Annotated in this window: 20 protein-coding genes; 14 read left to right on the top strand and 6 right to left on the bottom strand. The window is 45.8% G+C overall.

What is annotated here, in order from left to right; genetic code table 11:
• Window positions 1-115 precede the first annotated feature (115 nt).
• On the top strand, window positions 116-1513 hold the full coding sequence (locus AC4E8A_RS02510) for a hypothetical protein (protein ID WP_490196611.1): 1398 nt from the start codon (window positions 116-118) through the stop codon (window positions 1511-1513).
• Between the two features lie 68 nt (window positions 1514-1581).
• Here AC4E8A_RS02510 and AC4E8A_RS02515 read toward each other — a convergent pair whose 3' ends face one another.
• Window positions 1582-2826 carry a HEAT repeat domain-containing protein gene (locus AC4E8A_RS02515; protein ID WP_490196612.1) on the bottom strand — a complete coding sequence of 415 codons (1245 nt, stop codon included), beginning with the start codon at window positions 2824-2826 and terminating at the stop codon, window positions 1582-1584.
• Window positions 2827-3053: 227 nt separating this feature from the next.
• Here AC4E8A_RS02515 and AC4E8A_RS02520 point away from each other — a divergent pair, with 227 nt between their 5' ends.
• Both AC4E8A_RS02520 and AC4E8A_RS02525 read left to right on the top strand, forming a co-directional pair.
• On the top strand, window positions 3054-3323 hold the full coding sequence (locus AC4E8A_RS02520) for a hypothetical protein (RefSeq protein ID WP_490196613.1): 270 nt from the start codon (window positions 3054-3056) through the stop codon (window positions 3321-3323).
• Window positions 3323-4069 carry an RQC-minor-1 family DNA-binding protein gene (locus tag AC4E8A_RS02525; RefSeq protein WP_490196614.1) on the top strand — a complete coding sequence of 249 codons (747 nt, stop codon included), beginning with the start codon at window positions 3323-3325 and terminating at the stop codon, window positions 4067-4069. The genes AC4E8A_RS02520 and AC4E8A_RS02525 overlap by 1 nt, the downstream gene beginning before the upstream one ends.
• A 52-nt stretch (window positions 4070-4121) precedes the next feature.
• Here AC4E8A_RS02525 and AC4E8A_RS02530 read toward each other — a convergent pair whose 3' ends face one another.
• Window positions 4122-4658 carry a hypothetical protein gene (locus AC4E8A_RS02530; RefSeq protein ID WP_490196615.1) on the bottom strand — a complete coding sequence of 179 codons (537 nt, stop codon included), beginning with the start codon at window positions 4656-4658 and terminating at the stop codon, window positions 4122-4124.
• Between the two features lie 482 nt (window positions 4659-5140).
• On the opposite strand from AC4E8A_RS02530, the gene cypC reads away from it, so the two are divergent.
• The 4 genes from cypC (at window position 5141) to AC4E8A_RS02550 (ending at window position 10494) form a co-directional block, all read left to right on the top strand.
• On the top strand, window positions 5141-6400 hold the full coding sequence (gene cypC, locus AC4E8A_RS02535; protein WP_490196616.1) for a CYP152 family fatty-acid peroxygenase CypC: 1260 nt from the start codon (window positions 5141-5143) through the stop codon (window positions 6398-6400).
• A gap of 558 nt (window positions 6401-6958) precedes the next feature.
• Complete coding sequence (locus AC4E8A_RS02540; protein ID WP_490196617.1) at window positions 6959-8299, top strand: 2-hydroxycarboxylate transporter family protein; 1341 nt, start codon at window positions 6959-6961, stop codon at window positions 8297-8299.
• 159 nt (window positions 8300-8458) lie between these two features.
• Window positions 8459-8719, top strand: a complete 261-nt coding sequence (locus AC4E8A_RS02545) for a hypothetical protein (RefSeq protein WP_490196619.1) — start codon at window positions 8459-8461, stop codon at window positions 8717-8719.
• 59 nt (window positions 8720-8778) lie between these two features.
• Window positions 8779-10494 (top strand): NAD-dependent malic enzyme, encoded by a 1716-nt coding sequence (locus AC4E8A_RS02550; RefSeq protein WP_490196620.1) that lies wholly within the window; start codon window positions 8779-8781, stop codon window positions 10492-10494.
• A 183-nt stretch (window positions 10495-10677) separates the two neighbouring features.
• Here AC4E8A_RS02550 and AC4E8A_RS02555 read toward each other — a convergent pair whose 3' ends face one another.
• Window positions 10678-11244 carry a TetR/AcrR family transcriptional regulator gene (locus AC4E8A_RS02555; protein WP_490196622.1) on the bottom strand — a complete coding sequence of 189 codons (567 nt, stop codon included), beginning with the start codon at window positions 11242-11244 and terminating at the stop codon, window positions 10678-10680.
• Window positions 11245-11409: 165 nt separating this feature from the next.
• Between AC4E8A_RS02555 and AC4E8A_RS02560 the strand changes: the two genes are divergently transcribed.
• On the top strand, window positions 11410-13467 hold the full coding sequence (locus AC4E8A_RS02560; RefSeq protein WP_490198752.1) for an efflux RND transporter permease subunit: 2058 nt from the start codon (window positions 11410-11412) through the stop codon (window positions 13465-13467).
• A gap of 2 nt (window positions 13468-13469) precedes the next feature.
• Window positions 13470-15260, top strand: coding sequence for a YhgE/Pip domain-containing protein (locus AC4E8A_RS02565; protein ID WP_490196623.1), 1791 nt, complete (start codon window positions 13470-13472; stop codon window positions 15258-15260).
• A 307-nt stretch (window positions 15261-15567) separates the two neighbouring features.
• Here AC4E8A_RS02565 and AC4E8A_RS02570 read toward each other — a convergent pair whose 3' ends face one another.
• Both AC4E8A_RS02570 and AC4E8A_RS02575 read right to left on the bottom strand, forming a co-directional pair.
• Complete coding sequence (locus AC4E8A_RS02570; protein ID WP_490196624.1) at window positions 15568-16593, bottom strand: ABC transporter permease subunit; 1026 nt, start codon at window positions 16591-16593, stop codon at window positions 15568-15570.
• Window positions 16593-17438, bottom strand: a complete 846-nt coding sequence (locus tag AC4E8A_RS02575; protein ID WP_490196625.1) for an ABC transporter permease subunit — start codon at window positions 17436-17438, stop codon at window positions 16593-16595. Before AC4E8A_RS02575 ends, AC4E8A_RS02570 begins: the two co-directional genes overlap by 1 nt.
• Window positions 17439-17875: 437 nt before the next feature.
• Here AC4E8A_RS02575 and AC4E8A_RS02580 point away from each other — a divergent pair, with 437 nt between their 5' ends.
• The gene (locus AC4E8A_RS02580) at window positions 17876-18835 is read left to right on the top strand and encodes a nuclease-related domain-containing protein (RefSeq protein ID WP_490196626.1); all 960 of its coding nucleotides are present in this window, start codon (window positions 17876-17878) and stop codon (window positions 18833-18835) included.
• A gap of 874 nt (window positions 18836-19709) precedes the next feature.
• On the opposite strand, the gene AC4E8A_RS02585 is transcribed toward AC4E8A_RS02580, so the two are convergent.
• The gene (locus tag AC4E8A_RS02585) at window positions 19710-20258 is read right to left on the bottom strand and encodes a ribonuclease H-like YkuK family protein (RefSeq protein WP_490196627.1); all 549 of its coding nucleotides are present in this window, start codon (window positions 20256-20258) and stop codon (window positions 19710-19712) included.
• Between the two features lie 368 nt (window positions 20259-20626).
• Between AC4E8A_RS02585 and AC4E8A_RS02590 the strand changes: the two genes are divergently transcribed.
• The 4 genes from AC4E8A_RS02590 (at window position 20627) to AC4E8A_RS02605 (ending at window position 23432) form a co-directional block, all read left to right on the top strand.
• Entirely contained in the window at window positions 20627-21262 is a 636-nt protein-coding gene (locus tag AC4E8A_RS02590) for a YhbD family protein (RefSeq protein ID WP_490196628.1), read from the top strand.
• On the top strand, window positions 21263-21910 hold the full coding sequence (locus tag AC4E8A_RS02595; RefSeq protein WP_490196629.1) for a hypothetical protein: 648 nt from the start codon (window positions 21263-21265) through the stop codon (window positions 21908-21910).
• A gap of 15 nt (window positions 21911-21925) precedes the next feature.
• Window positions 21926-22654 (top strand): polymer-forming cytoskeletal protein, encoded by a 729-nt coding sequence (locus AC4E8A_RS02600; protein ID WP_490196630.1) that lies wholly within the window; start codon window positions 21926-21928, stop codon window positions 22652-22654.
• Window positions 22655-23018: 364 nt separating this feature from the next.
• Window positions 23019-23432 (top strand): RrF2 family transcriptional regulator, encoded by a 414-nt coding sequence (locus AC4E8A_RS02605; RefSeq protein ID WP_490196631.1) that lies wholly within the window; start codon window positions 23019-23021, stop codon window positions 23430-23432.
• Window positions 23433-23468: the final 36 nt, after the last annotated feature.

Genomic DNA, 23468 nt, shown 5'->3' on the forward strand with positions numbered 1-23468 from the left:
GGGCCGGCTTAAAAAAGCCTTTGATCTCAGGTTCTATCAATCTTTTTGGAGACATTCAGTCTGGAATTACTGGACATGTCTCCCCGTAACTTTATAGATTGTGAGGGGAATGTATATGAAAGCGCCTGGTACGAAAGAGAATAAGACCGGCAAGCCGACGGTTGAAAATGTTTTAAGCACACTTTCAAAAGAACAGTTGATTCAGATAATCGCAGATATAGCTGATGAAGATGAGAGGGTGGAGAACAGGCTGCTGCGGACCTATGGCACAGCAGACAGCGGCGAGGCACTGAAATTATGCAGACAAGAGATGAGATCCATTGTAAGAAGATACAAAGGAAGAGAAAGATTTATCCACGCCAGGGCGGCAGGGAGCTTCGCGGTGGAAATGGAAGGCATTTTACAAACAGCAAGGAGCAGGAAAGATCCAGTGTCAGGAGTGGAGATTGCCCTCATGATAATGGAAGAAGCCATCAAAGCATTTCAATATGCTGATGATTCAAATGGAGACCTGGGTAGTCTCATTTCACAATCACAGTCTGTCCTGGAAGAAATCTGCTCCACTCTTGATAAGTCCTCGAACCTTAGGGGGGGGATTTCCACAAAGCTTCTAAAACATGCGGATAAAAAGGTTTTTGAAGGCTGGGAAGATTTCAGGATTGACCTGCTGAATGGTTGTTTTCTGTTTGCGGATGATGAGGTTTTTAGAGAGCGGTTAAGGGATAAAATTGAATCCTTCTTAAGTGAGAAGCCGAATGGTTTTTCTTCAAGATACGATAATGAAAGGTTGCTTCAATTGCTGTACAGACTGCTGGATGAGTATGGAACAGATGGTGAAGCGATGCAGTTTATCCTGGAGAACGTGCATCTTCCCTCTTTTAAAGAGCAATTGCTGGAGAAATACCTTCAGGAGGGAAGTTACCAAAAGGCGGTTGACGTCTGTCTTGAGGGTGAAAAGGACGATCGTCAATACCCCGGGCTGGTGGCGCGATGGAAAAAGTACCGTTATCAGGCATATAAGTCACTCTCCATGAAAGAAGAACAGGAACGATTGGGAAGAGAACTTCTGTTTAATGGGGAATTCGGCTGCTACTATGACTTGAAAGAACTGGCCGCCGGCAATCATGAACAATTCTACTCAGAACTGAAAAAGGAACTGAAGGAAGCCGGAGGGGTATACGCAGAACAGATCTTTCTTAAACTGGTAGAAGAAGAAAATGATATGGAGGCATTGCTGGAGTTCGTCAGGAATAAACCAAGATATTATATTGAACAGTACGCGGGGAAGCTGGAAAAAGATTATAAAGAAGATGTCCTGCAGATATATAAGCAGTATTTATTTGACCAAGCTACGGAGGCATCAAACCGCCGGATGTATAAGGAAGTAGGCCGCAAACTTAATCGATACGAAAAGATTGCTGGAAAAGAAAAACAGATGGAGGTCGTTGACACATTGGAGGATTTGAACAAGAATAAGCCTGCGTTTTTGGATGAGTTGAAGAAGATTAAGTGAGTGGGGAGTGAAGGATTGGGGGCGATGGCCGCAGGGACAGGCAAGGATGCTGCCCCCAGAATCCATCATTAGTTCATACAACACTTTTTATATTTCTTTCCGCTGCCGCAAGGACAAGGGTCATTTCTGCCGATTTTGTTTTGGTTGACGGCAGGCTCGTTGCTTCCTGGTATGCTGCTGCTGGGGCTTTGATTGTCCATGTGGGCAGCCATGGCATCCATATCCCCTGATTCGAATGCCATTCTGGCTTTCTGAGCTCGTATTTCAATTTTTTCCAAGTGACTTCTCCATTTTGACATATGGGGGTGATCAATATTGTTGATGACACAGTTAGCGTAAAGTGACTCTTCTAATTCAAGCAGTCCGCTGTCATACCCTGTTTCAACCAGGTCAGCCACTAAAGGAATTGAATCTGCGGAGAGATGTTTGCTCAGCGCTTCTGCAATCATTGTTTTTGCTGTAAGGTCTTTGGCCTCCGGCAGGAGCTTCATCAAAGATTGTTCTGCTTTCAGGGTCTTAATATTCTGCAGTACTGGTATGGAAAAATAGTATACGTCATCCTTTAAAGCAATCTTTTCGACCTCATCAATCACATCGTCTGTACCGATTTTCACCAATGCATCGACAGCCTCTTCCAAGGCTATGTCACTTTCCTCAGCATTTCCAAGTACTTCAATCAAATAAGGGATGGCCTTTTCACATTTTAATTCTCCAGCTGCATATAAAGTGTAAAAACCGTGATAATCAAGAAAATTTTTCTGAAGCTGCTGATTCAACCAATTTGTTACCGCGAACTCATCGATGGCTTCCGACTTAATCAAGCGATCGACAATACGCTTCCCAAAGTCGAACACCCATTGCTCATATCGATTGTTTTCGAGATATTGTTTTGTTTCTGAATAAGTATCGAATAATTCTTCTTCATCCATGACGGCTATCTTCTTAATGTCTTTTAGTGCATCGTGGTTAAAATAATCTTTCAATTGTGATTCATACGTTACCAGCAGCTCTGTGTCAGCACGCAATAAAAGTCTAAGATAGAAGAATTTATCATTGTTGCTTGTTTCCTTTTGTTCTGCCCGTGACAGGATGTCAAAGAGTGCTTTTTCGTTTATAGGCATATACCCGATGAACGGAAGAATCTGCTTTGAGAGTGGACTGGAGGGTACACTACCTGCTGCTTCCAATGCTTTCAATAGTGTCTCTTCTGTAGCAAGATGAGTTCCTTTCAATGCGGTAATAGCAAAATGCTGAACAATGGGGTCTTCATGGGAGAAATAACTTTCTATTCTATCTTTGAATCTATTGTTCATGGCTGTAGGCTCCTTTTGGATTTATTTTAGGCAGGATGTAAGGACTATTTTATCTAAGTAACTTGTTTTTGTTAAGGAAAAGGTAGAGATATTCTTCCGGGTGCAGTCAATCCCTATGACACTAAGTCTGTCTTGCACCCTTTATCCATAGAGCCGGCCCATGATAATATTAAAAGAAGGGATTATGTGATTCGGCTAACAAACAAAGGAGATAGGAGTGTTGGAAAATGGCCAAAAAGAAAAATGCGGATGCCTGGGCCGAGGCGAAAAAACGCTGCCGGCTGAATGAAGCGGATATACGAATGGCGAAGGAACTGGGGATGTCTCCAAAGAGTTTGATAAGAAATATCCCTTCCCCTCAACAGCAGTGGAAAGCTCCTGTAAAAGACTGGGTCAGGGAGATTTATGAAGAAAAGTTTGGAAAAGTGCTTAAATCTGAAGGTAATCCTAGAAGAAAATCGGTTGAAACCATCACTATTGATAAGGATCCATTTTGATGGGTGTTCAAAAGCGAATTTCCCCAGAAGAAATTAAAGTGATTTTGAGAGCGGCTGATCCCATTATTGCTCAGGGAGGCAGGACACTCCTCGCTAAAATATTGAAAGGCTCAAAGGAGAAAAAGGTGTTGGAACTGCAGTTGGACAAGACTCCGTTTTACGGATACTTCAAAAAAGAAAAGCTGGAGACTGTAGTGGGAAAAATCGATTGGATGATTGACCATGACTTCCTCGATATAGAGTATTTTGGAAAGCTGCCGATGATTGTCTTTACAGAAAGGGGCTGGCTGATAGAGTCTGACCAATATGCCGACGAATTAATCAGTGAGTGGAAGGACTGGATATCTGAGGGAAAAGAAACGCCTGACATGGCCTATTTAAAAGACCGCAATCGGCAGATGATCCTTTTAATGCTGGAAAAGATCAAGGAATCGGGTAATACAGCGTTTATCCCTTATCTAAGACTCTGGGAAGAGGTTGAGTACAAAAAAGTCAGGGGAGAAATCCGAGAAACCATCTGTATGCTTGAAATTCAGACACCGATTGAGGACCAGCCAGTCCGGCAAAGACAGGACAAGATTGAAGAAGCATTGCAGGGCTCAGATCCAAGTGATTATCTATTAAAATGCTTTGAATGCGGAGATCGGTTCACTTTTACTGTGGAAGAACAAAAGTTTTACAAACAAAAGGGATTTAAACTGCCGAAGCGATGCAGGAAATGCCGGAATAAGAATCCGTTTTGGTAAGTTGAAAAGGCAATTGAGGGAGAAGATCCATTGCTAATAAAGGGGTGGCTTTTTATTGATTTTTCAACATCCGTTTAAACTCTTTCAATTCGCTTTCGTGTTGTATTGAACGGGCTGAAAGTGTATCGATTACGTTTTGCTGTCCCTTGATGGTTTCTTTCACTCCATCCAGCTTTTCATCGATGTGTTTCTCTATCTGCTCAAAATAGGGTCCAAGTCCATGGATAAGTTTATCTTTCAACTGTTCTTGTCCCACTTTTAATTCTTTTACGTCTTTTTCTAACCCTTCCATTCGCTGGTCCATTCGATCAAGCCGCTGGTCCATTTTTTCGAATCGCTGGTCCATTCGGTCAAGCCGCTGGTCCATTTTTTCGACTCGCTGGTCCATTCGGTCAAGCCGCTGGTCCATTTTTTCGAATCGCTGGTCCATTCGGTCAAACCGCTGGTCCATTTTTTCGAATCGCTGGTCCATTCGGTCAAGCCGTTGATCCATTTTTTCGAATCGCTGGTCCATTCGGTCAAACCGCTGGTCAACTTGGTCAAAACGGTTGTTCATCTGTTCCATAAATTGTTTTAATAGTTCTTCCATTATCATCATACCTCCTTTCTTTTAAAAGATTATATCATGATTGGCAGTCGTTTTGTAAGAATAACTGACTTCCTGGAAATGGAGGAGGGCAGGGGTGGTTTCAAGGACATGGACCAGGGAAACTGAAGCTGAAAAAGACTTGAAAGAGGGTTTCAAAGACATCAAAGAGAGAAACTGTAGCTAAAAAGATTTTGAAAGCGGGTTTCAAGGACATGAACAAAAGAAACCGATGCCGAAAGTGTCTTGAAGGAGGGTTTCAAGGACTTGAACCCGAAGTAACAACCCCAAACGTGCCTTGAAAGTTCCATCTCAACAATCAAGAAAGTCCCCGGTCCACACCGCTGGGGACTTTCTTTGTATCGAGGGCAGGAATGCGGGAATTCTACAATGAATGGGGTATTAGGCCTGTCCTGGCTGGGGTTTTTTCCTCTCCAAAAAGTGGTAAAGGTAAAATGGATTCTGTTTTGAATGAAGGAGGAAGAATGATGTCAGAACATAAAGAGATGCCGAAAGAGTCAGGGATACTGGAAAACGTCCGCCTTCTTAAGGAAGGTTATCTATACATCATGAACCGGAGTGAAAAGTATGATTCCCCGATATTTGAGACGAGCCTGCTGGGAGAAAAGGCTATTTGTTTGACTGGGAAGGAAGCGGCTGAACTTTTTTATGATAATGAGCGTTTCAGGCGGGAAAATGCAGCACCTAAGCTCGCCCAAAAAACCTTGTTTGGGGTGGGTGGTATCCAGGGGCTCGATGGCGAGGAGCATCGGAACCGGAAAGCCATGTTCATGTCTATGATGTCGAAGGAGTCGCTCGCTGAGGTCCAAGCGATCTTTGCTCAAAAATGGGACCTCTATAGTAAGCAGTGGGAACTGGAGGATGAGATCGTCCTTTATGATGAAGTGAAGAAGATGCTTGCGGAAACGGCCTTCGAATGGACGGGAGTGCCGCTGGAGAAAGACCGTTTAGAGGAGTGGACGGACGAGCTTAGCGATATGTTTGAAGGGGCGGCGAGCTTCAGCCTGAAGCACTGGCAATCAAGAAGGTCCCGGTCCAAAGCAGAGGAGCGGCTGGTCGATTTGGTAGAAAGGGTGCGGAACAAGGACGTACACCCCGATGAACAGCGGGCGCTTTACCGCTTTTCTTTTCACAAAGATCGGGATGGGGAGCTGCTGGAACCCCGTATCGTTGCGGTGGAACTCTTGAATCTGCTGCGTCCGATTGTTGCGATTTCTGTCTATGTGGATTTCACCGCCCTCGCTGTTCATGACTATCCGAGAGAAGCGGAAAAAGTGAGAAATGGCGGAAAAGCTGAACAGCAGCGCTTCATCCAGGAAGTGCGCCGATACTACCCGTTTTTCCCCTTCACAGCTGCCCGTGTAAAACAGGACTTCGAGTGGAAAGGGTATTCATTTAAGGAAGATACCCTGACTCTTTTGGACCTGTACGGCACCAACCATCATCCGGAGTTGTGGACTCAGCCGGATACTTTCAATCCTGACCGTTTCAAATCCTGGTCAGGAAGCCCATTTGATTTTATCCCGCAAGGCGGGGGAGAATATGATATCGGACACCGCTGTGCCGGGGAGTGGATAACGCTTGATCTTCTCAGGGTGGCCGTCGATCATTTGGTGAATCATCTCAGCTATACCATTCCGAAGCAGGATCTAAGCTACAGCGTGAATGACATTCCAAGCCTTCCGGAGAGTAAAATGAAAATGCGGGATGTGAGAAGAAAATAAGCTGCTCGGGAACGTCCAGTCACCAAAGGCAGCATCGATTCGCGGGAAACAGGACATCTTTTCCTAAGGTTGCTATCGCATGGATTGCTGCTCTTGGGATCATACCGAATGCCGGTTTTCCCCCTTTACATTCGTAGACGCATCTCGTTCATTTACGTTATGAATCATTCCATTTGAAATCAGGCGGCTGACAATACGTTCATGCCCACACTATTAGAATGCCGCCTTTCAATCAGCCGATAGTGCGACTAAGCTCCGGATCCCACTGGAAGGGGCCCAGCCTTCATGGTCAATTTCATAAACCACTAGTACAGATGTTTTCACAGCATACTCTGAAGGTTTAATGGGTACCCTTCATGATACTGCAGGTCCTGAAAAAGATACATTTTGATGAAGTTGGAATCTTTTTTATGTGAGAATCTCCAGAATGGAAACCGTTTGGCGTATCCCCTTAATTTTTTTATTTACAAAAGGATTTTTTATACTTACATAACCTATGAAAACGGTTTAGATTGGCCTAAGATGGACAGGTAATTAACTTAAGGGGGATATCCAGCTATGAAACAGACTTCAAGAGAAAATCTTATCCCGGCTGATGAAAAAAATAATAAGGGTGGCTTTTTCTCCAAGCTGCTCAGCGTGAAGATTGGCGTTATTCCACTTCCGCTTTATATATTTATTGCGGTCGTTGTCTTATTCGCCACAGTTTATGGCATCCTTCCTGCAGACATGATCGGCGGCTTTGCGGTCATCATTACTTTAGGAATCTTACTTGGACATCTAGGACTGAATATTCCTGTATTAAAAGATATCGGTGGGCCTGCCATTCTTTCGCTTCTGGTCCCGTCCATATTGGTATATTTCAGTATTTTTAATGAAACAGGAATGGATGCTGTCACTCAGTTAATGAAGACATCGAACTTCCTTTATTTTTATATCTCTATATTAGTAGTGGGAAGTATTCTGGGGATGAACCGCAGAGTACTCCTCCAGGGCTTCAGCCGGATGTTCGTGCCTTTGATCATAGGTACACTGGCTGCTGTAGCTGCGGGGATGGCAGTCGGCATGCTGTTTGGTTTTACTGCTAAACATACATTGTTCTACATAATTGTTCCCATTATCGGGGGAGGTATCGGTGAAGGGATCCTGCCGCTTTCCATCGGCTATAGTGAGGTTCTCGGACAGGCACCGGAATCCTTCGTCGGCCAAATGATCCCGGCAGCTGTCATCGGAAACATTGCCGCTATCATTTGCGCGGGTCTCCTTTCCCGACTGGGGAAAAAGAAACCACATCTTACTGGTAACGGTGTCCTGGTTAAAACCAAGGGCGGAGATGGAATTAATGAACCTGCCACGATTGACAAGCCAGTTGACTTTCAATTGATGGGGGCCGGCCTTTTACTTGCATGTACTTTCTTTATCCTTGGCGGATTAGGACATGAATTTTTAGGTATGCCAGGACCGGTTCTAATGATTGTGGCCGCAGCCTTGGTGAAAAGCTTTAAGTTCATGCCGGCAAAAATGGAGCAAGGTGCCCACCACATGTACAAATTTGTATCAGGAAGCCTCACATGGCCGTTGATGGTAGGATTGGGAATGCTGTACATTCCGCTCGAGGACGTTGTGAAAATTGTGACCCCTTCCTATATTGCCATTTGTGTCGCTGTAGTACTGGCTATGATTTCATCAGGTTACTTTGCCGGGAAACTTATGAAAATGTATCCAGTCGACTCGGCAATTGTCACAGGCTGCCATAGCGGTCTTGGCGGAACGGGTGATGTTGCGATCCTTTCTGCATCCGGCCGTATGTCATTGATGCCTTTTGCCCAGGTATCGACCAGGCTTGGCGGTGCATCTACCGTCATCCTGGCGATCCTCCTGCTGAAACTGTTCAGCTGATAGTAACGAGCAGGCAGCTGAAACACTGCCTGCTTTTATTCGTTACAGAAAGGGGAAATCAGGTTACATAACCTGGACGATCAGGCAGACATTATGAACATTGAAATGGAAGAGGTAATTTGCGAGAATTGATGAAGAAAGTCTTATAAAAAAGGCCTCATGTCTAAAAGTTCTATTTGGCAGGATCTTTTCGCAAACGTTGCGAGTGAATATGAGTTGGCCCTGTTTCCGGAAAGTCTCAAAAAGAAAAGAGCAGACCTGCCAATCAGACGGATCACTTGGGATTTTTTCAGCAGCAATCTATACGAAGAACAGCCTTTTGCAAACGTTGCTGCTATCCATATGAAGTTCGGAAATTACGCCATGACTCACCAGGGACATTTCGAAAAGCAAAAAAGAAAAGAGCTGCCCTCCTGTTGAGAGAGAACCCCTCCAGCTCTATGTGAAAACAGCATCATCAATAGAAAGAAGGTAAACTTATGATTACTCCAGACAATACCATTATTACAACATTAAAAGGAAAAGATATTCTCTCCAATCCCTTTTTGAATAAAGGGACAGCGTTCACTAAAGAGGAAAGGGAGGATCTGGGACTCGACGGATTGCTTCCGCCACAAGTGCTTACACTCGATGAACAAGTGAAGAGGGTGTATGAACAATATTCAATGAGAACGACGAATTTGTTTAAAAACGGGCTTCTTTATGATTTGTACAACCGCAATGTGGTTCTGTTCTACCGTCTGTTGAAGGAGCACCTGGCTGAAATGCTTCCGATTATCTATACCCCTACAGTTGGCGAAGCAATCCAGTCCTACTCCCATAGCTACCGCCGTCCTGGAGGCTTATATCTTTCCATTGAAGATCCGGAAGGCGTTGAAAAAGCATTTCAGAATCTCGGGCACTCGAAGAATGACATTGATTTAATTGTGGTCACGGATTCTGAGAGCATTTTGGGTATCGGAGACCAGGGAGTAGGCGGGATCAATATTGCTATCGGTAAGCTTGCCGTGTATACAGCGGCTGCAGGTATTGACCCAAGCCGTGTTCTGCCGGTGGTACTTGACGTTGGTACGAACAATCAGGAGTTGCTTGCTGATCCCATCTATATCGGAAACAAATTCGGCCGTGTGCGCGGTGACCGTTATGATCAATTCATCGACTTATTTATCCATACAGCACGAAAATTCTTCCCGGAAGTCCTTCTTCACTGGGAGGATCTTGGCAATGTCAATGCCCGCATGATCATGGAGAAATACGGCGACAACATCCTGACTTTCAATGATGACATCCAAGGAACAGGTGCTGTTACCCTTGCAGGAATTATGTCTGCCTTGAAAGAAACAGGGGAATCCATGAAAGATCAGCGCATTGTCGTCTTTGGGCCAGGGGCTGCGGGAATCGGTAATGCCGATCAAATCGCAGGTGCAATGGTTCTCGAAGGCCTGACCAAAGAAGAAGCTTATGACCGATTCTGGGCGATTGACTACCGGGGATTGCTGACAGATGAAACGCAGGATGTCCTTAAATTCCAAAAGCCGTATGTAAGAAAAGCAGAGGAAGTGAGCGGCTGGGATCGAAATGAGGACGGAATCATTACATTAGAGGAAGTAATCCAAAAAGTGAAGCCGACCATCTTGATCGGTACTTCCGGACAGGCAGGCGCCTTCACTGAGAACATCGTCAAAGAAATGGCCAAGCATGTAGAGCGTCCGATCATCATGCCTATGTCCAACCCGACGGCTTTGGCTGAAGCCATTCCGGAAAACCTGATTAAATGGACAGAGGGCAAAGCGTTAATTGCCACGGGAAGCCCCTTTGCCAATGTAGAGTACAATGGTGTTTCTTATGAAATCGGACAATCGAATAACGCCTTTGTATTCCCGGGTCTTGGACTAGGTGCGATTGTGGCGAAAGCTGAAATCATTTCAAAAGGCATGTTCACAGCCGCTGCAAATGCAGTTGCCAAAATGTCTGATAGCAGCACACCAGGTGCATCCCTGCTCCCTTCGATTGAGAAATTACACGCTGTCTCTATCGGTGTAGCCGTTGAAGTAGCGAAGGCAGCTATAGAAGAAGGGGTGGCCAGAGCAGACATTACGAATGTAGAAAAAGCAGTCGTGGATGCTGTTTGGGAGCCGGAGTATAAAGAGATTAAGAATATTGGTAACTGGACAAGCCTGACCAAGGATCAATAAGGTGAAATCTCCATCTTCATGGACGTTTTTAAGGGAAAGATGTCACTTCAACACAATATGAATTTTTGCCTTGAATCTTTGGGCGGAAAATAGAGGACCTTTACTAGAAGAGTCCCCGGCAGCTAGTTGCCGGGGACTCTCTTTTTCTGTCCGGAAAGGGCGGACAGACTTGAATCTCCATCCCTACCGCATATTCGACAGGCCTTTATTAATAAAATTATTAAGGATTTCCGCCATTTCCTTCGGGGTTTTGTTCTGTCCATTTTCGAGCCAATTCTTGGTTACATAGATGCTGCCGCTGACGATGAAGAGGTTGATGTATTCGTAAGTTTCTTCATCCATTTTCATGTCGGTGATCCAGTCGTTGAAGATGTATTGCCGGGTGATCATCATGCCCTTTTTTTGAAAGTGGATATCGGTGTTTTCACTCAGGAGGGTTTGGCAGACTTCACTGTTTTCGGCAATGAATTCAAAGAATTTTTCGGTCACTTGCAGGGAGTCCTCTTCTTTAGACAGGTTATATTGAGTGAGCGTTCCGACCAGGTCCTCGATGAATTCTTCTTCGATTGAATTGAGCAGCTCGTATTGGTTGGCGAAATGGGCATAGTAAGTCGAGCGGTTGATATCCGCTTTTTCACAGATTTCTTTAATCGTGATGCTGGAAATGGATTTCTCCTGCAGCAGTTCCATCAAGCTCTTCTTTAACACCATCCTTGTGTATTGCTTTCTCCGATCCATTTTTGAACTCATATTCAGCAATCCTTTCTTTCACACTTTATTCACAAAGTTAACCAACATAATGTTAAAAAATGTTGTGTAATGTACATAATATACGCAACTGTCTGTTGAATATCCAACACGGTGTTTAATATAATGATATAGTGTAAATCGGAAAGTGACAAGAGAGGATGAAAAATCATTAATATAGCATCTCGGATCATCAAACATAAAAAAGCTGTTTTGATCGCCTTCGTCCTTATTACGGCGCTCTCAACAGCTGCGCAATTCTTTGTGCAGGTCAATTACAATATGGTCGATTACTTACCGGAAGATGCCCAGTCGACACAGGCGATGGACATCATGGAAGAGGAATTTACTGGTGACGTCCCGGATACCCGGGTCATGGTCACCGATGTCACCATACAGGAAGCCCTCGATTATAAAAAACAACTAGAGGATATCGACGGGGTTTCAAGTGTGATGTGGCTTGACGATATGGTCGATTTGAAGAAACCACTCGAAATCGCAGAAGAAGAGACGGTGGAAAACTATTATAAAGACAACAATGCCCTCTTCTCAATCAGTGTCCGGAGTGGTGATGAAGTCGAAGCTACAGATGCCGTTTATGAACTCATCGGTGAAGACGGCGCGATTGCCGGGGAAGCCATCAATACGGCAAGCTCACAGAAGATGGCAGGATCGGAATCCATGTTCGCAGCCATGCTGCTGGTGCCGATCATCATCTTGATTCTGGTCGTTTCGACGACATCGTGGATTGAGCCGCTGTTTTTCCTGACAGCGATCGGTGTTTCCGTTCTTATCAATTTAGGAACGAACATATTTTTAGGGGAAGTTTCATTCGTTACACAGTCGGTCGCGCCAATCTTGCAGCTGGCGGTTTCCCTGGACTACGCAGTCTTCCTGCTCCATAGTTTTTCGGATTATCGGAAGACAACCAACAGTCCGGAAGAAGCCATGGAGCTGGCAATGAAGAAATCCTTCCCGGCGATCATGGCCAGTGCCGCGACGACCTTCTTCGGATTCATGGCGCTGACATTCATGAAATTTGAAATCGGGTCAGACCTTGGGTTGAACCTGGTCAAAGGGATCATCCTGAGTTTCATCAGTGTCATGGTCTTCCTGCCTGCATTGACGCTTGTCTTTTACAAATGGATGGATAAAACGAAGCATAAGAACTTTGTGCCTAGCTTCAAGGGCATCGGCAATAAAGTGATGAAGCTGAAGTTTCCAAGCTTGATTCTTGTCGCTGCGATCATTGTGCCTGCCTTCCTGGCGCAGAACAACACGTCGTTTATCTATGGGACGGGTACGCAGCCTGAAGATACACGTGTCGGAAGTGACGCGAAAATCGTCAATGAAGCCTTTGGTGAAACAACTTCAATCGTGCTGCTGGTCCCTAAAGGGGATGCGGCGAAAGAGTCGGAGCTTGTGGAGGATATCGAAGGGATGGATAATGTCACAGGCGTCATGGCCTATGTGAACCAGGTCGGTGCTGAAATCCCGCCTGAATACCTGGATGAATCGATTACGAAGGAGTTTTACTCTGAGAACTACAGCCGGATCATCATCAATACGAATCAGGGAACAGAAGGGGACATTCCTTTTGAAATCGTCGAGAATGTAGAAGGAGCAGCCCAGGACTATTATGGAGATGAGGCGCTTGCTCTGGGCGAAAGCGTGACCCTTTATGATATTAAAAATACGGTCAGTAAAGACAATGTCGTCGTCAATGTATTGACAGTAGTAACGATCGCGCTTGTCCTGCTGTTCAGCTTTAAATCGGTTTCGATCCCGATCGTGCTGCTGGTCACAATCCAGACAGCAGTCTGGATCAACTTATCGATCCCGTATTTCAGCAATACTTCACTGGTGTTTGTCGGATACTTGATTGTCAGTACCGTACAGCTGGCGGCGACGGTGGATTACGCGATCCTGTTCACGGAAGAATATAACCATAACCGGAAGCAGATGTCGGCAAGAAAAGCGATTGTGAAAACGCTGGATGAAAAGACGTTCTCGATATCGATTTCAGCCGCAATTTTATCCAGTGTCGGTTTCATCCTCTGGATCACTTCTTCCAACCCGATCGTCGGCTCCATCGGGCTGTTGATGGGAAGAGGGGCACTGCTGGCGTTCATTATGGTTCTATTCGCGTTGCCGTCCATGCTGGTCATATTCGATAAATTAATCAAAAAAACAACCTATAAATCAAATTACTATGAGGAGAAATGATGATGAGAAAAAAACAATTACGATACACTGCTCTCGCTGCGATGGTCATCATGCCTTCATTTCTTAGCCAACCTGCGCAGGCGGCAACGGAAGGGAATGTCGCTTCAAAAGATGAAGTGATCTATGCCACATTGAATGCCAGCGGGAACCTGGATAATATATATGTCGTGAACACCCTTGAGGTTGAGAAGGCAGGGGAAATCCTGGATTACGGGAAATACAGCAGCGTCAAGAACCTCACTGATTTAGCGGAAATCAATCAGGAGGGCCAGAAGATTGAGTTGGAAGCCCCGGAAGGAAAGTTTTATTATCAGGGAAACATGGATAAGGAAACGGAACTTCCTTGGGATGTAAAGGTTACGTATTTGCTTGATGGTGAAAAAGTGAAGCCGGAGGAACTGGCAGGAAAGAACGGGCACCTTGAAATCTCGGTGGATATAGCAGAGAACGAAGAGGGAGATGCCGTTTTTTATGAAAACTATCTTCTGCAGGTGTCCCTGGCAATGCCCAACACCTACCGGGACATAGAAGCACCTGACGGAATGGTGGCCAATGCAGGAAAGAATAAGCAGATCACCTTTACTGTCATGCCTGGGGAAGAGAAAACACTCAGCGTGGAGGCCAATGTATCCGACTTCGAGTTTACCGGAGTCGAAATTGCCGCGGTCCCATCCACACTGCCGATCGATGCATCAGGAACAGGAAGCATGACTGGTGACATGTCGGAGCTGTCCAACGCCATCAAGGAACTGAATGATGGTGTAGGGGAACTGGAAACGGGTGTATCGGAACTGAATGACGGAACAGCCGGCCTGCAGGATGGTTCGGCACAATATAAAAATGGGGTGAACGAATTGAGCGGGTCATCTGCCGGGCTTGTTAACGGTTCGGCTTCCATCCGCGAAGCGCTCGCGCAGATCAATCAATCCCTCTCAGGGGAGTCTGCTCAGGTGGACCTTTCCAGCCTGAATGAACTGCCTGATGGGTTGAAGCAATTAGCTGGCGGGTTGACGGATGTGGCGAACGGGCTTACATCTCTGCAGAAAAACTATGCACAGGCTTATGCGGCGCTGGATGGAGCAATCAGTGAGATTCCAGCGGGGCAGGTTACTGAGGAACAGATTGCAGCGCTTTATGAAAGCGGAGCTGATCGTGAGGTAGTGGACCAGCTTGCAGCCTCTTATGCTGCTTCGCAAAAGGTAAAAGCAACGTATGCCCAGGTAAAGGAAGCTTTTGCAGCGGTTGAACCGGCACTGATAGAGTTGAGCAGCTCGGTAAATACGATGAGCGGCCAGCTGACATCCACGGCTGACAGCATATCTGCTTCTCTCGATAAAACAGATATGAGCGGCTTGGTTGAATTGCAAAAAGGCATCGCCTCCCTGTCTGCCAATTATGGTGAGTTCCATTCCGGCCTGGTCAGCTATACAGGTGGAGTCGGGAAATTAGCGTCTTCCTACAGCGAACTCCATTCTGGAATTGTAGAGCTGAATGGCGGCACGAGTGAGCTGGAGAACGGAGTCGGCGAACTCCACAACGGAACTGCCCAATTATATGAAGAGACGAAAAACTTGCCGGGACAAATGCAGGAAGAGATCGATAAGATGATTTCAGAATACGACAAATCGGACTTCGAACCGGTATCCTTCGTCTCTTCTGAAAATGAAAATGTTTCGTCCGTCCAGTTTGTCATCAAGACGAAAAGCATTGAAATGGAAGAGCAAAAAGAGAAAAAAGCAGAACCTGAGAAAGAGAAGGGGTTCTGGGAGCTGTTCATGGATTTGTTTAAATAAGAGGAAGAATGAACCAATGAAACAGGACGAGGCGAAAAAAGCCTCGTCCTGTTTTTGTACGTGTCCTTCTTGTCGAAATTTGTCAGTTGGTCGATAGAGAGGTGATTTTCGCCGAAAGCGGTGCAGTTTTCGCCGAAAGAGTGCCCGGAACCGCCGAAAAGGGATCAATTTCCGCCGATAGTACACGCACGGCCAAGAATGTTTAAAGGGGGACAGTCCCCGCGTGCAGTAACGCGTTACCGCGTCAGCGTACCAGGGGACTGTCCCCACATGCGTTAAAGCGTTACTGCAACACAGAATCTCTTCCTTATGAAATCTTTTCTCTCCCCGCCAATTCGAACAGGTTTTCATCGGACGTGACCCCTATCTCTTTTTCCTTGACAGGTTGCTGAGGCGTTTCGCTTTTTTCAAGTTCTTTTAATAACCCTACGAGCATCATTTTCCCTGCCAGGATTGTCAAGGTGAAGAAGATGACAGGGATAAAGGCGATCCACGGGTACGTTGTCCAGAGGAATTCCCACCATGAACCAAGGGACCCCGACCATTCGTGGGATAACGAAACAAAATTGGGATTATTGAATACATCCTGCGCCAACTTGTTTCCGCCGATGAAGATCCCGAGCACCCCCAAATGCGAGATCAGCAGCATGGAGGCAATGAATTCCCGGATCAACACAAGATAAATCTGCGGAACGATGAACGGCCGGATATGATTCCTGATGAAATGAAATTTTTGGGCACCCAGCACCCTCGAACTCTGAATGAATTCCTTATTCATGACCGTCTCTATCTCATTGGCAAACAAAAGTGAGACGGATGGAAGCGAGATGGCCACCAAAATCATAATGTAAATGATGACTTTCTCTGAGAAGGAATACGGAAAATGTTCCGGATTCATAAGCGGGCCATCAAACATCACCCAGTTCATCAGCAAAAACGCCAAAAGAGTCGTCGGGAAGTAGTTGGAAGCATCCACAATGGAAGCCAGTACCCGCTTGATTTTATTCAAATAAAAGTGGATTCCCAGCCCGATCAAAACAGCCGGAATGACCCTCAGGAAGGCAATGATCATGGCAGCTCCGATGGTGTATTTGGCTCCCGCCAGCATCAAATAGAAGACATTATGCCCGAAATTGTCGGTCCCCAGCGGAGGGAATTCAATCGGCGAATAGGGAGGACTCATATACTCCCCCTTTTCATCTTTCAGAAGTCCGACTTCCGGTATCTGATCGCCCGTGATCCAATAATAAACAAGACTTCCACCGAACATGCCGAACAAGAACAGGAAACCGATGACAAAATAAGGATTCTTGAGTAACCTGAGAAGCAGCATCAGATCACCACCCTTTGCCCGGTTGTCAGGTGGATGATGATAGTACTGATCATCAGCAGGATGAAAATCGGAAGGTAAAACATAATCAGGCTGAAGCAGATCACATCGACCTGCGGAAAGGCAAAGATGAAGTGGGTGATTCCGTAGATGTTAAACAGCCGTTCAAAGACAATCAGATTCGATAACAAAATAAGGATAAATGCTTTCATATGGTTCATCAGGCTAGGCAGGATGTTCCGGATAATATGGTTCCTGAAAATATACATCTTCTTGAACCCCTTGCTGACAGCGAGATCCACATAAGGCTTGGTCAGCTCATCCTCAACCAGCAGCAGGCACATCCTGAAGATGAAGATCGAAGGCAGGATGCTGAGCGCAAAAATCGGCAGAAGGTAAACGGGGTCATTGCCTCCTGCGACAGGTGCAAGAAGGATCCCTGTCCTTTTAAAAAAGACAATCACCGAAAACTGAATGATGATGATGATCAATAGATCCGGGAGGGACTCCAGGAAATTGAGGATCCTAAGCATGATGCGTGAGGCCCTTTTCGGAAGCCTGATGGTAATAAAGGTTAAAACAAATGCCGCTAAAGTTGCCAGCAGAATGGAAGAAATAAAGATAATCATAGAATAGAAGTAATAACTCCAAAACGTCGGAAACATAGGATATGTATTATTGCTTTCGTTGGTGATGGTAATGGCGGCTGGGGACCCCAAAGACTGGATGATCAGCCAGATATTCTGAATATACTCCGTCAAACTAAGCCGGATGCCGCCGGTGAACAAACCGATAAGGCTGCTGATCAACATAATCCCAACCGAAACCAGGAGAAACTTCGCAGCCATACCGGCCAAGCTCCTATACAACAAGGCAATCACTCCTTCGCGAATTAAGTAATTCAAATATTTACCATAAGTATACCAGATAAGCAGGATGCTGTGCGGAGAATAACAGTCACCCTCATTGCAGGCGTGTTGTGTCGGAAATTGTCGTTTCGGCGATAGGAAGGGCTTTTTCGCCGTAAAGAGTGCCATTTTCGCCGAAAGGGAGTTCAGAAACGCCGAAACGGAGGCGGTTTTCGCCGATAACGCTGCTATTTTCGCCGAAAGGGAGTTGCGTTTGGCGTCGGAAAAATATCTTTTGGTCGAAAGGAAGCTAAACTCCTGCGAAAGAGTACTCGTAATCGCCCGATATAGGGACCAACGAAATTACTTTCTAAAATAAAGGGATTTCCTTCCTTTTTGTAGAATTTTTTTAAGAAATTAAATGAAGGAGTGAAGCGATGATCATAAAACCAAGAGAGAAGCCGCTGCATTTATTGAAGCTTGAAGCTCTGGACGGCCGCCTTCCAGCAGACCATCCTATGAAGGAACTAGTAAATCAGCACCTGACCAACAGAATGACCGGGTACAAGGGAGAGCAAAGCATTGATTATTTCCTCAGTTTTCTGAAGGAAGAAGAGTATAATATCTTCCACTCACTCAGACTCTATGACGGAACTAACTTCTTTCAAATCGATACGCTGCTGGTTTCCCGCAGGTGCATTTTGATTCTGGAAGTCAAACGGATAGCGGGAATACTGCAATTCGAGCCGGAATTTAACCAGTTTACGAGAATCACGGAACAAAATAAAAAGGAACCTTATTCAGACCCTATCCTACAGGCGGAAAGGCAGAAATTTCAGTTGGTCAAGTGGCTGAGAAAAAACAAAATTTTCAACATTCCAGTAGAAACGCTTGTTGTCAGTACCTCTCCTAAAGCCCTTTTACAAACCTCGCCTCATGATAAAACAGTGCAGGAAAAAGTCATTCATAAAGAAGCCCTCCCCTTCAAAATTGCAGAGCTCGGATCCCGGTTTTCTGCCAATTTACTCAACGAACGCCAACTGCTGGAGATGTACAACCACCTTCTCCATTCACACATTCCCTTAAACACCGACATACTCACCCTTTACAAAATTTCAAAAAGTGATATCCGCACTGGGGTCAAGTGTCCGGACTGCAACCACCTCCCGATGATTAGAGAGAGGGGGAAGTGGGGGTGTTCTGCTTGTAAAAAGACAAACAAAACCGCACACCTGCAGGCATTAACAGATTATTCGCTCCTGATTGATCCTCAAATCACAAACGAAGAGGCGCGTAAATTTCTTCACATTCCTTCTCAGCCTGCCGCCAAAAGAATATTAAAAGCAGCATGTTCAGATTGCAAAGGAGAAAAAAGAAGAAGAGTTTATTTAATATAATTGTGATGGCCAGAGGCTGGCTTGGGCATTTTCGAGTTGCGGTTTTGACGAAAAGTGCCGATTCGTCGATAGGGGAGTGATTTCCGCCGAAAGAGGTGTGGTTTTCGCCGAAAGCCTGCCCATTTCCGCCGAAAACCACTCCGGAATCGCAGAAACACACTCCGAAATCGCCGAAACCACCTACATCTGACCGGCGCTGAAAGCATGTTCAGGTTCGTCGTGATTGGAGTGGCAGTCATGCGAAAAAAAGTCGATTCGTCGATAGGGGAGTGATATCCGCCGAAAGAGGTGTGGTTTTCGCCGAAAGCCTGCCCATTTCCGCCGAAACACACGTGGAAATCGCCGAACCCACCTACATCTGACCGGCGCTGAAAGCATGTTCAGGTTCGTCGTGATTGGAGTGGCAGTCATGCGAAAAAAAGCAGATTCGTCGATACGTGCGTGATTTCCGCCGAAAGAGGTGTGATTTCCGCCGAAAGCAAGCCCATTTCCGCCGAAAACCACTCCGAAATCGCCGAAAACCACCTGCATCTGACCGGCGCTGACTGCATGTTCAGGCTCGTCGTGATTGGAGTGGCAGTCATGCGAAAAAAGCCGATTCGTCGATAGGTGGGTGAATTGCGCCGAAAGAGGTGTGGTTTTCGCCGAAAGTCTGCCCATTTCCGACGAAAACCACTCCGAAATCGCCGAAACACACAAGAAAACCGCCGAAAAGCAAGGGTCACCACCGCACGTATTGCTGTCAACCGGTATGCGCCGGGACAGGGCGGGATAGCGTTTGTTGAATATATTTTATAATGGAGCCGGAATGAACAAAGGGGACAAGGGGAAATCTTGTCCCCTTTTTATGGTCGGGACACCAAACAGTCCCTTGCTAACTATTCCTTCTCTTGGTATACCGATTCGCATAACTTGATGCAACGAACGCATCCGGCTTGATCTTCGGTTCCACGCCCATGGCTTCCATCCGGGCGACCATCTCCGTCACAAATTTACTGGTTTTGCTTCTCTTGCCGGCCCCGATATCGATATGCCCTTCCATGGTAAAGGAAGCGCCTTTATAAATGTAGGGGAGAACAATGTCTATCAACTGTTCTTTTCGTTCCTCCGTAAACAGCGAAACAATCTCCTCGGATAAAGACAATTCATAGGAAATCCGTTCATGCAGCTGTAGCATTTTCCGCGGGACAATTACTTTTCGGATGCAGGCCCAGGCCCCTTTTCCTTCATTTAAAATCACGATGCCGGTGATGAAGGTGGTGTGCTTTGAGTGGACTTGGGAATCCGTCCCGACCATAAGCCGGTAGTTCCCATTGGGCCGCAGATTCATGAATTTCACGATATGGTCAAACACTTGTTCAAACGACATATTGCTTTTCTTCAGGTTTCGGAATGAGTAGTGATCAGCACCATCGCTTTTCATCTTTCATATCACAGCCTTCTTTGCCAATTTGTGAATGAGCCTCTTATTGATATCTTATGATGAAAAATTTGATTGATGTGGGCAAATGGAGGGCGTCACAGTGTGCATGACCGAGCATTTCCTTTTTCGACAAGGCTCTTTTCGTAAGCTTTGTTGCGATTCACCATCATGTTTCGATCTTCTCATTCACCGGAAACGCCATGGTAAGCAAGAAAGAAAAGAGAGGGAAATCCGGCTCTTGGGATTTTTCCGAAAGCTACAATATACGAATACAGCCCTTCGACAAAGAGCGGGGAGTGACTGGCACCTTGTTTTCTCTTTACAGCGTAACAGTGTTATGTTACATTACTATCAAGGAGTGAGAAAATATGGAGAAAGATTTGATTTCGAAGAAGGATTTGCTGGAGCAGACGGATATTACGTACGGCCAGCTTTATCGCTGGAAGAGGAAGAAGCTGATCCCGGAGGATTGGTTCATCAGAAAATCAACGTTTACTGGGCAGGAGACGTTTTTTCCAAAGGAACAGATCCTCGAACGAATCGGCAGGATTAAAGAATTGAAGGATCATCATTCTTTGGATGAGTTGGCCACTGCGTTATCACCAAGAACAAAGGATATCAAAATCAACAAGGCGGATTTTATCCAAGGTAACATTGTTTCACAAAACACCATCTCGATTTTTGAAGAGCAGTTCGGCACCCTGGAGACCATCACCTTTCAAACCGCCCTGTACCTATACCTTTTAGATAGGTCGCTGGAGTCGGGAGAGGTCGGCTGGGAAGAAGGAAAACAGCTGCTCCAGACGCTCGAGGCTCATTTTCCTAAGTTGGAGGATAAGCAGGCTTCGTTGGTGGTACTCCGGAAGATGGGTGTTGTAACAGTGTTGCTCGTCACGAATGTCAAAGACTTTTATGTGGATGAAAAAACGAAAATGGCGGTTTCATTGTCCATTGATTCTGAAGTGGACCATCTGATGAACAAGCTAGTGACAGGAGGTTTTTAAATGAGTGTGGAAAGAACGAAACGATTAAAGGTTGTAGGAGAAGGCAGTTATCCGGGCGGAGATTATGAGAAAGTGAAAATCACCGGACAAGGGACTGTATCAGGGGATGTTCGTGCTTTGGAGGCAAAGGTGACTGGGGAAGGCCGCGTCAGGGGAAAAGCACAGGTGAACCAGTTAAAAGTGGTCGGAAAACTGACTATAGATGAGGAACTGAGCAGTAATGACATAAATATTATTGGAGAATTAAATGTGGGAGGTTCGGTAAAAGCAAACACCGTGCAAACGAGAGGATTTTTTAACAGCACAGGGAATGTCGAACTGGAAAAGCTGAACGTTAGAGGGGGCGTCACGATCAAGGGGCTGCTGAATGTCGGCAATCTTGAAATCAACTTGCAGAATGCGCCGAGCAGGGCGGCTGAAATCGGCGGCGAGACGATCAAAGTGAAAAGCAGGAGCTTTTTTACTAAATCGTATACCCTGGAAGCGGACATCATCGAAGGAGACAACATTCATCTTGAACACACAACAGCGAGAATGGTCAGGGGGAACCATGTTGAAATCGGGCCGGGCTGCCAGATTGAAAAAGTGGAATATCGATCGACTTTTACCAATAAGGGTCACAACCATTTGGACGCTGAAAAGATATAAAAGGGGGACTTTAGAATGAATCAGGAAGCTAAAGCAGATTTGGTCCTTTCAGGGAGCGGCGAGTCTGGAGGCGGCTCGTTTACGAAGGTTATCATCAACGGAAGTGGAAAGATTACCGGAAATGTGAATTGTGAACACCTTGAATGCAACGGGTCAGCCAAAATTTATGGAAATATTACCTCGGAGAACACACTCATCCAAGGAAGTACAAACATACAGGGGAATCTGACGTCGGAGGATATCAAGATTCATGGAGATTCCGGAGTGAGTGGAAAGATCGTCTTCAGAGAAATGGAAGTCAAAGGCCATGCCAACGGAAGTCAGTCATTGAAGGGAGATTCCATCCACCTTGAAGGAATGATGAAGGTGAAAGGCGATGTAGAAGTGGAAACGGCTGACCTCAAGGGTGCCTTCACGATCGGCGGCCTGCTGAACGGCGACCGGATTGATATCGAGCTTCATGGGAAATCGAAGGTAAAAGAAATCGGCGGGGAGACCATCACGGTAAAAAGGTCCGGGCGATCCCTTCTGAACCTGGATAAAATCATCAAGACCTGGAGCAGAGAACTGCATGCCGATTTGATCGAAGGAGATCAGATCAACCTTCAGTATACAAAGGCAAAAGTGGTCCGCGGGAATAATGTGGAAATCGGGCCGGGGTGTGAAATCGAGCTGATCGAGTATGGAAATGACCTGCAGGTTTCCGACAAAGCACAAGTGAAGAAGACAGAGAAGTGGCAATAACGGATTTGGCAGGAGATTGCGCAGCTTGAAACAGGGCTGCGTTTTTTTCTATGGGGGATAGCCGGGACATCGACACTTTGGCAGCACGGTCTATAAAGCATGAAAGTGAAATAAAAGACTTTAAACGCCTTCCACGTTGTTCTCCTACTGAACAAGATGCTTGCCATCCAGGGGATTTTAAAGGTTACCATTCAATCTGGCTCCACTCCACTCCACTACACTAAAGCATTAACGCGGTGGGGGACAGTCCCTCACTACGCTAAAGCATTAACGCGATGGGGGACAGGCACCCATGTATGCTCTCCAAACGTTTTGACATTTTAATGACAATGTTTCAAAATGAAAGGAGATAAGAGGTGACACGATGAGTGAACAGGTAACGAGTGTAAAGTGGTTTGGCATGGCGATTCAGGCGCTGGTCGTGTTGGCCAGTAATGAGGGGCTCTGCCCAAGCGGAGAGCTGGCAGAGAAGCTTAATTCCAAATCAGTGTTTTTGAGAAAAATATTAAGACACCTGGTGAAGAAAGAGTTAATACAGGCAAAAGAAGGCCGGGACGGCGGCTACTTTCTTGTGAAAGCTCCTGAAGATATCAAGCTGTCTGATGTTTATGAAGCCATGAGATCGGAGACCTTTCCAAAAGGATTCTTCGATGTGGAAAGCAAAGGATGTTTTGCTCCCTGTACGCGGGAATCGATGAGTGAACTGCGCGATGAGATGGAAAGCTGGGTAGTGACTGGTTTGGAGCAGAAGACGATCAAGGATTTGATGAAGTCATAGAAAGCTTTTTAAATAATAATAGATTTACAAGAATGA

This window comes from Bacillus sp. SRL337 (assembly GCF_984799155.1).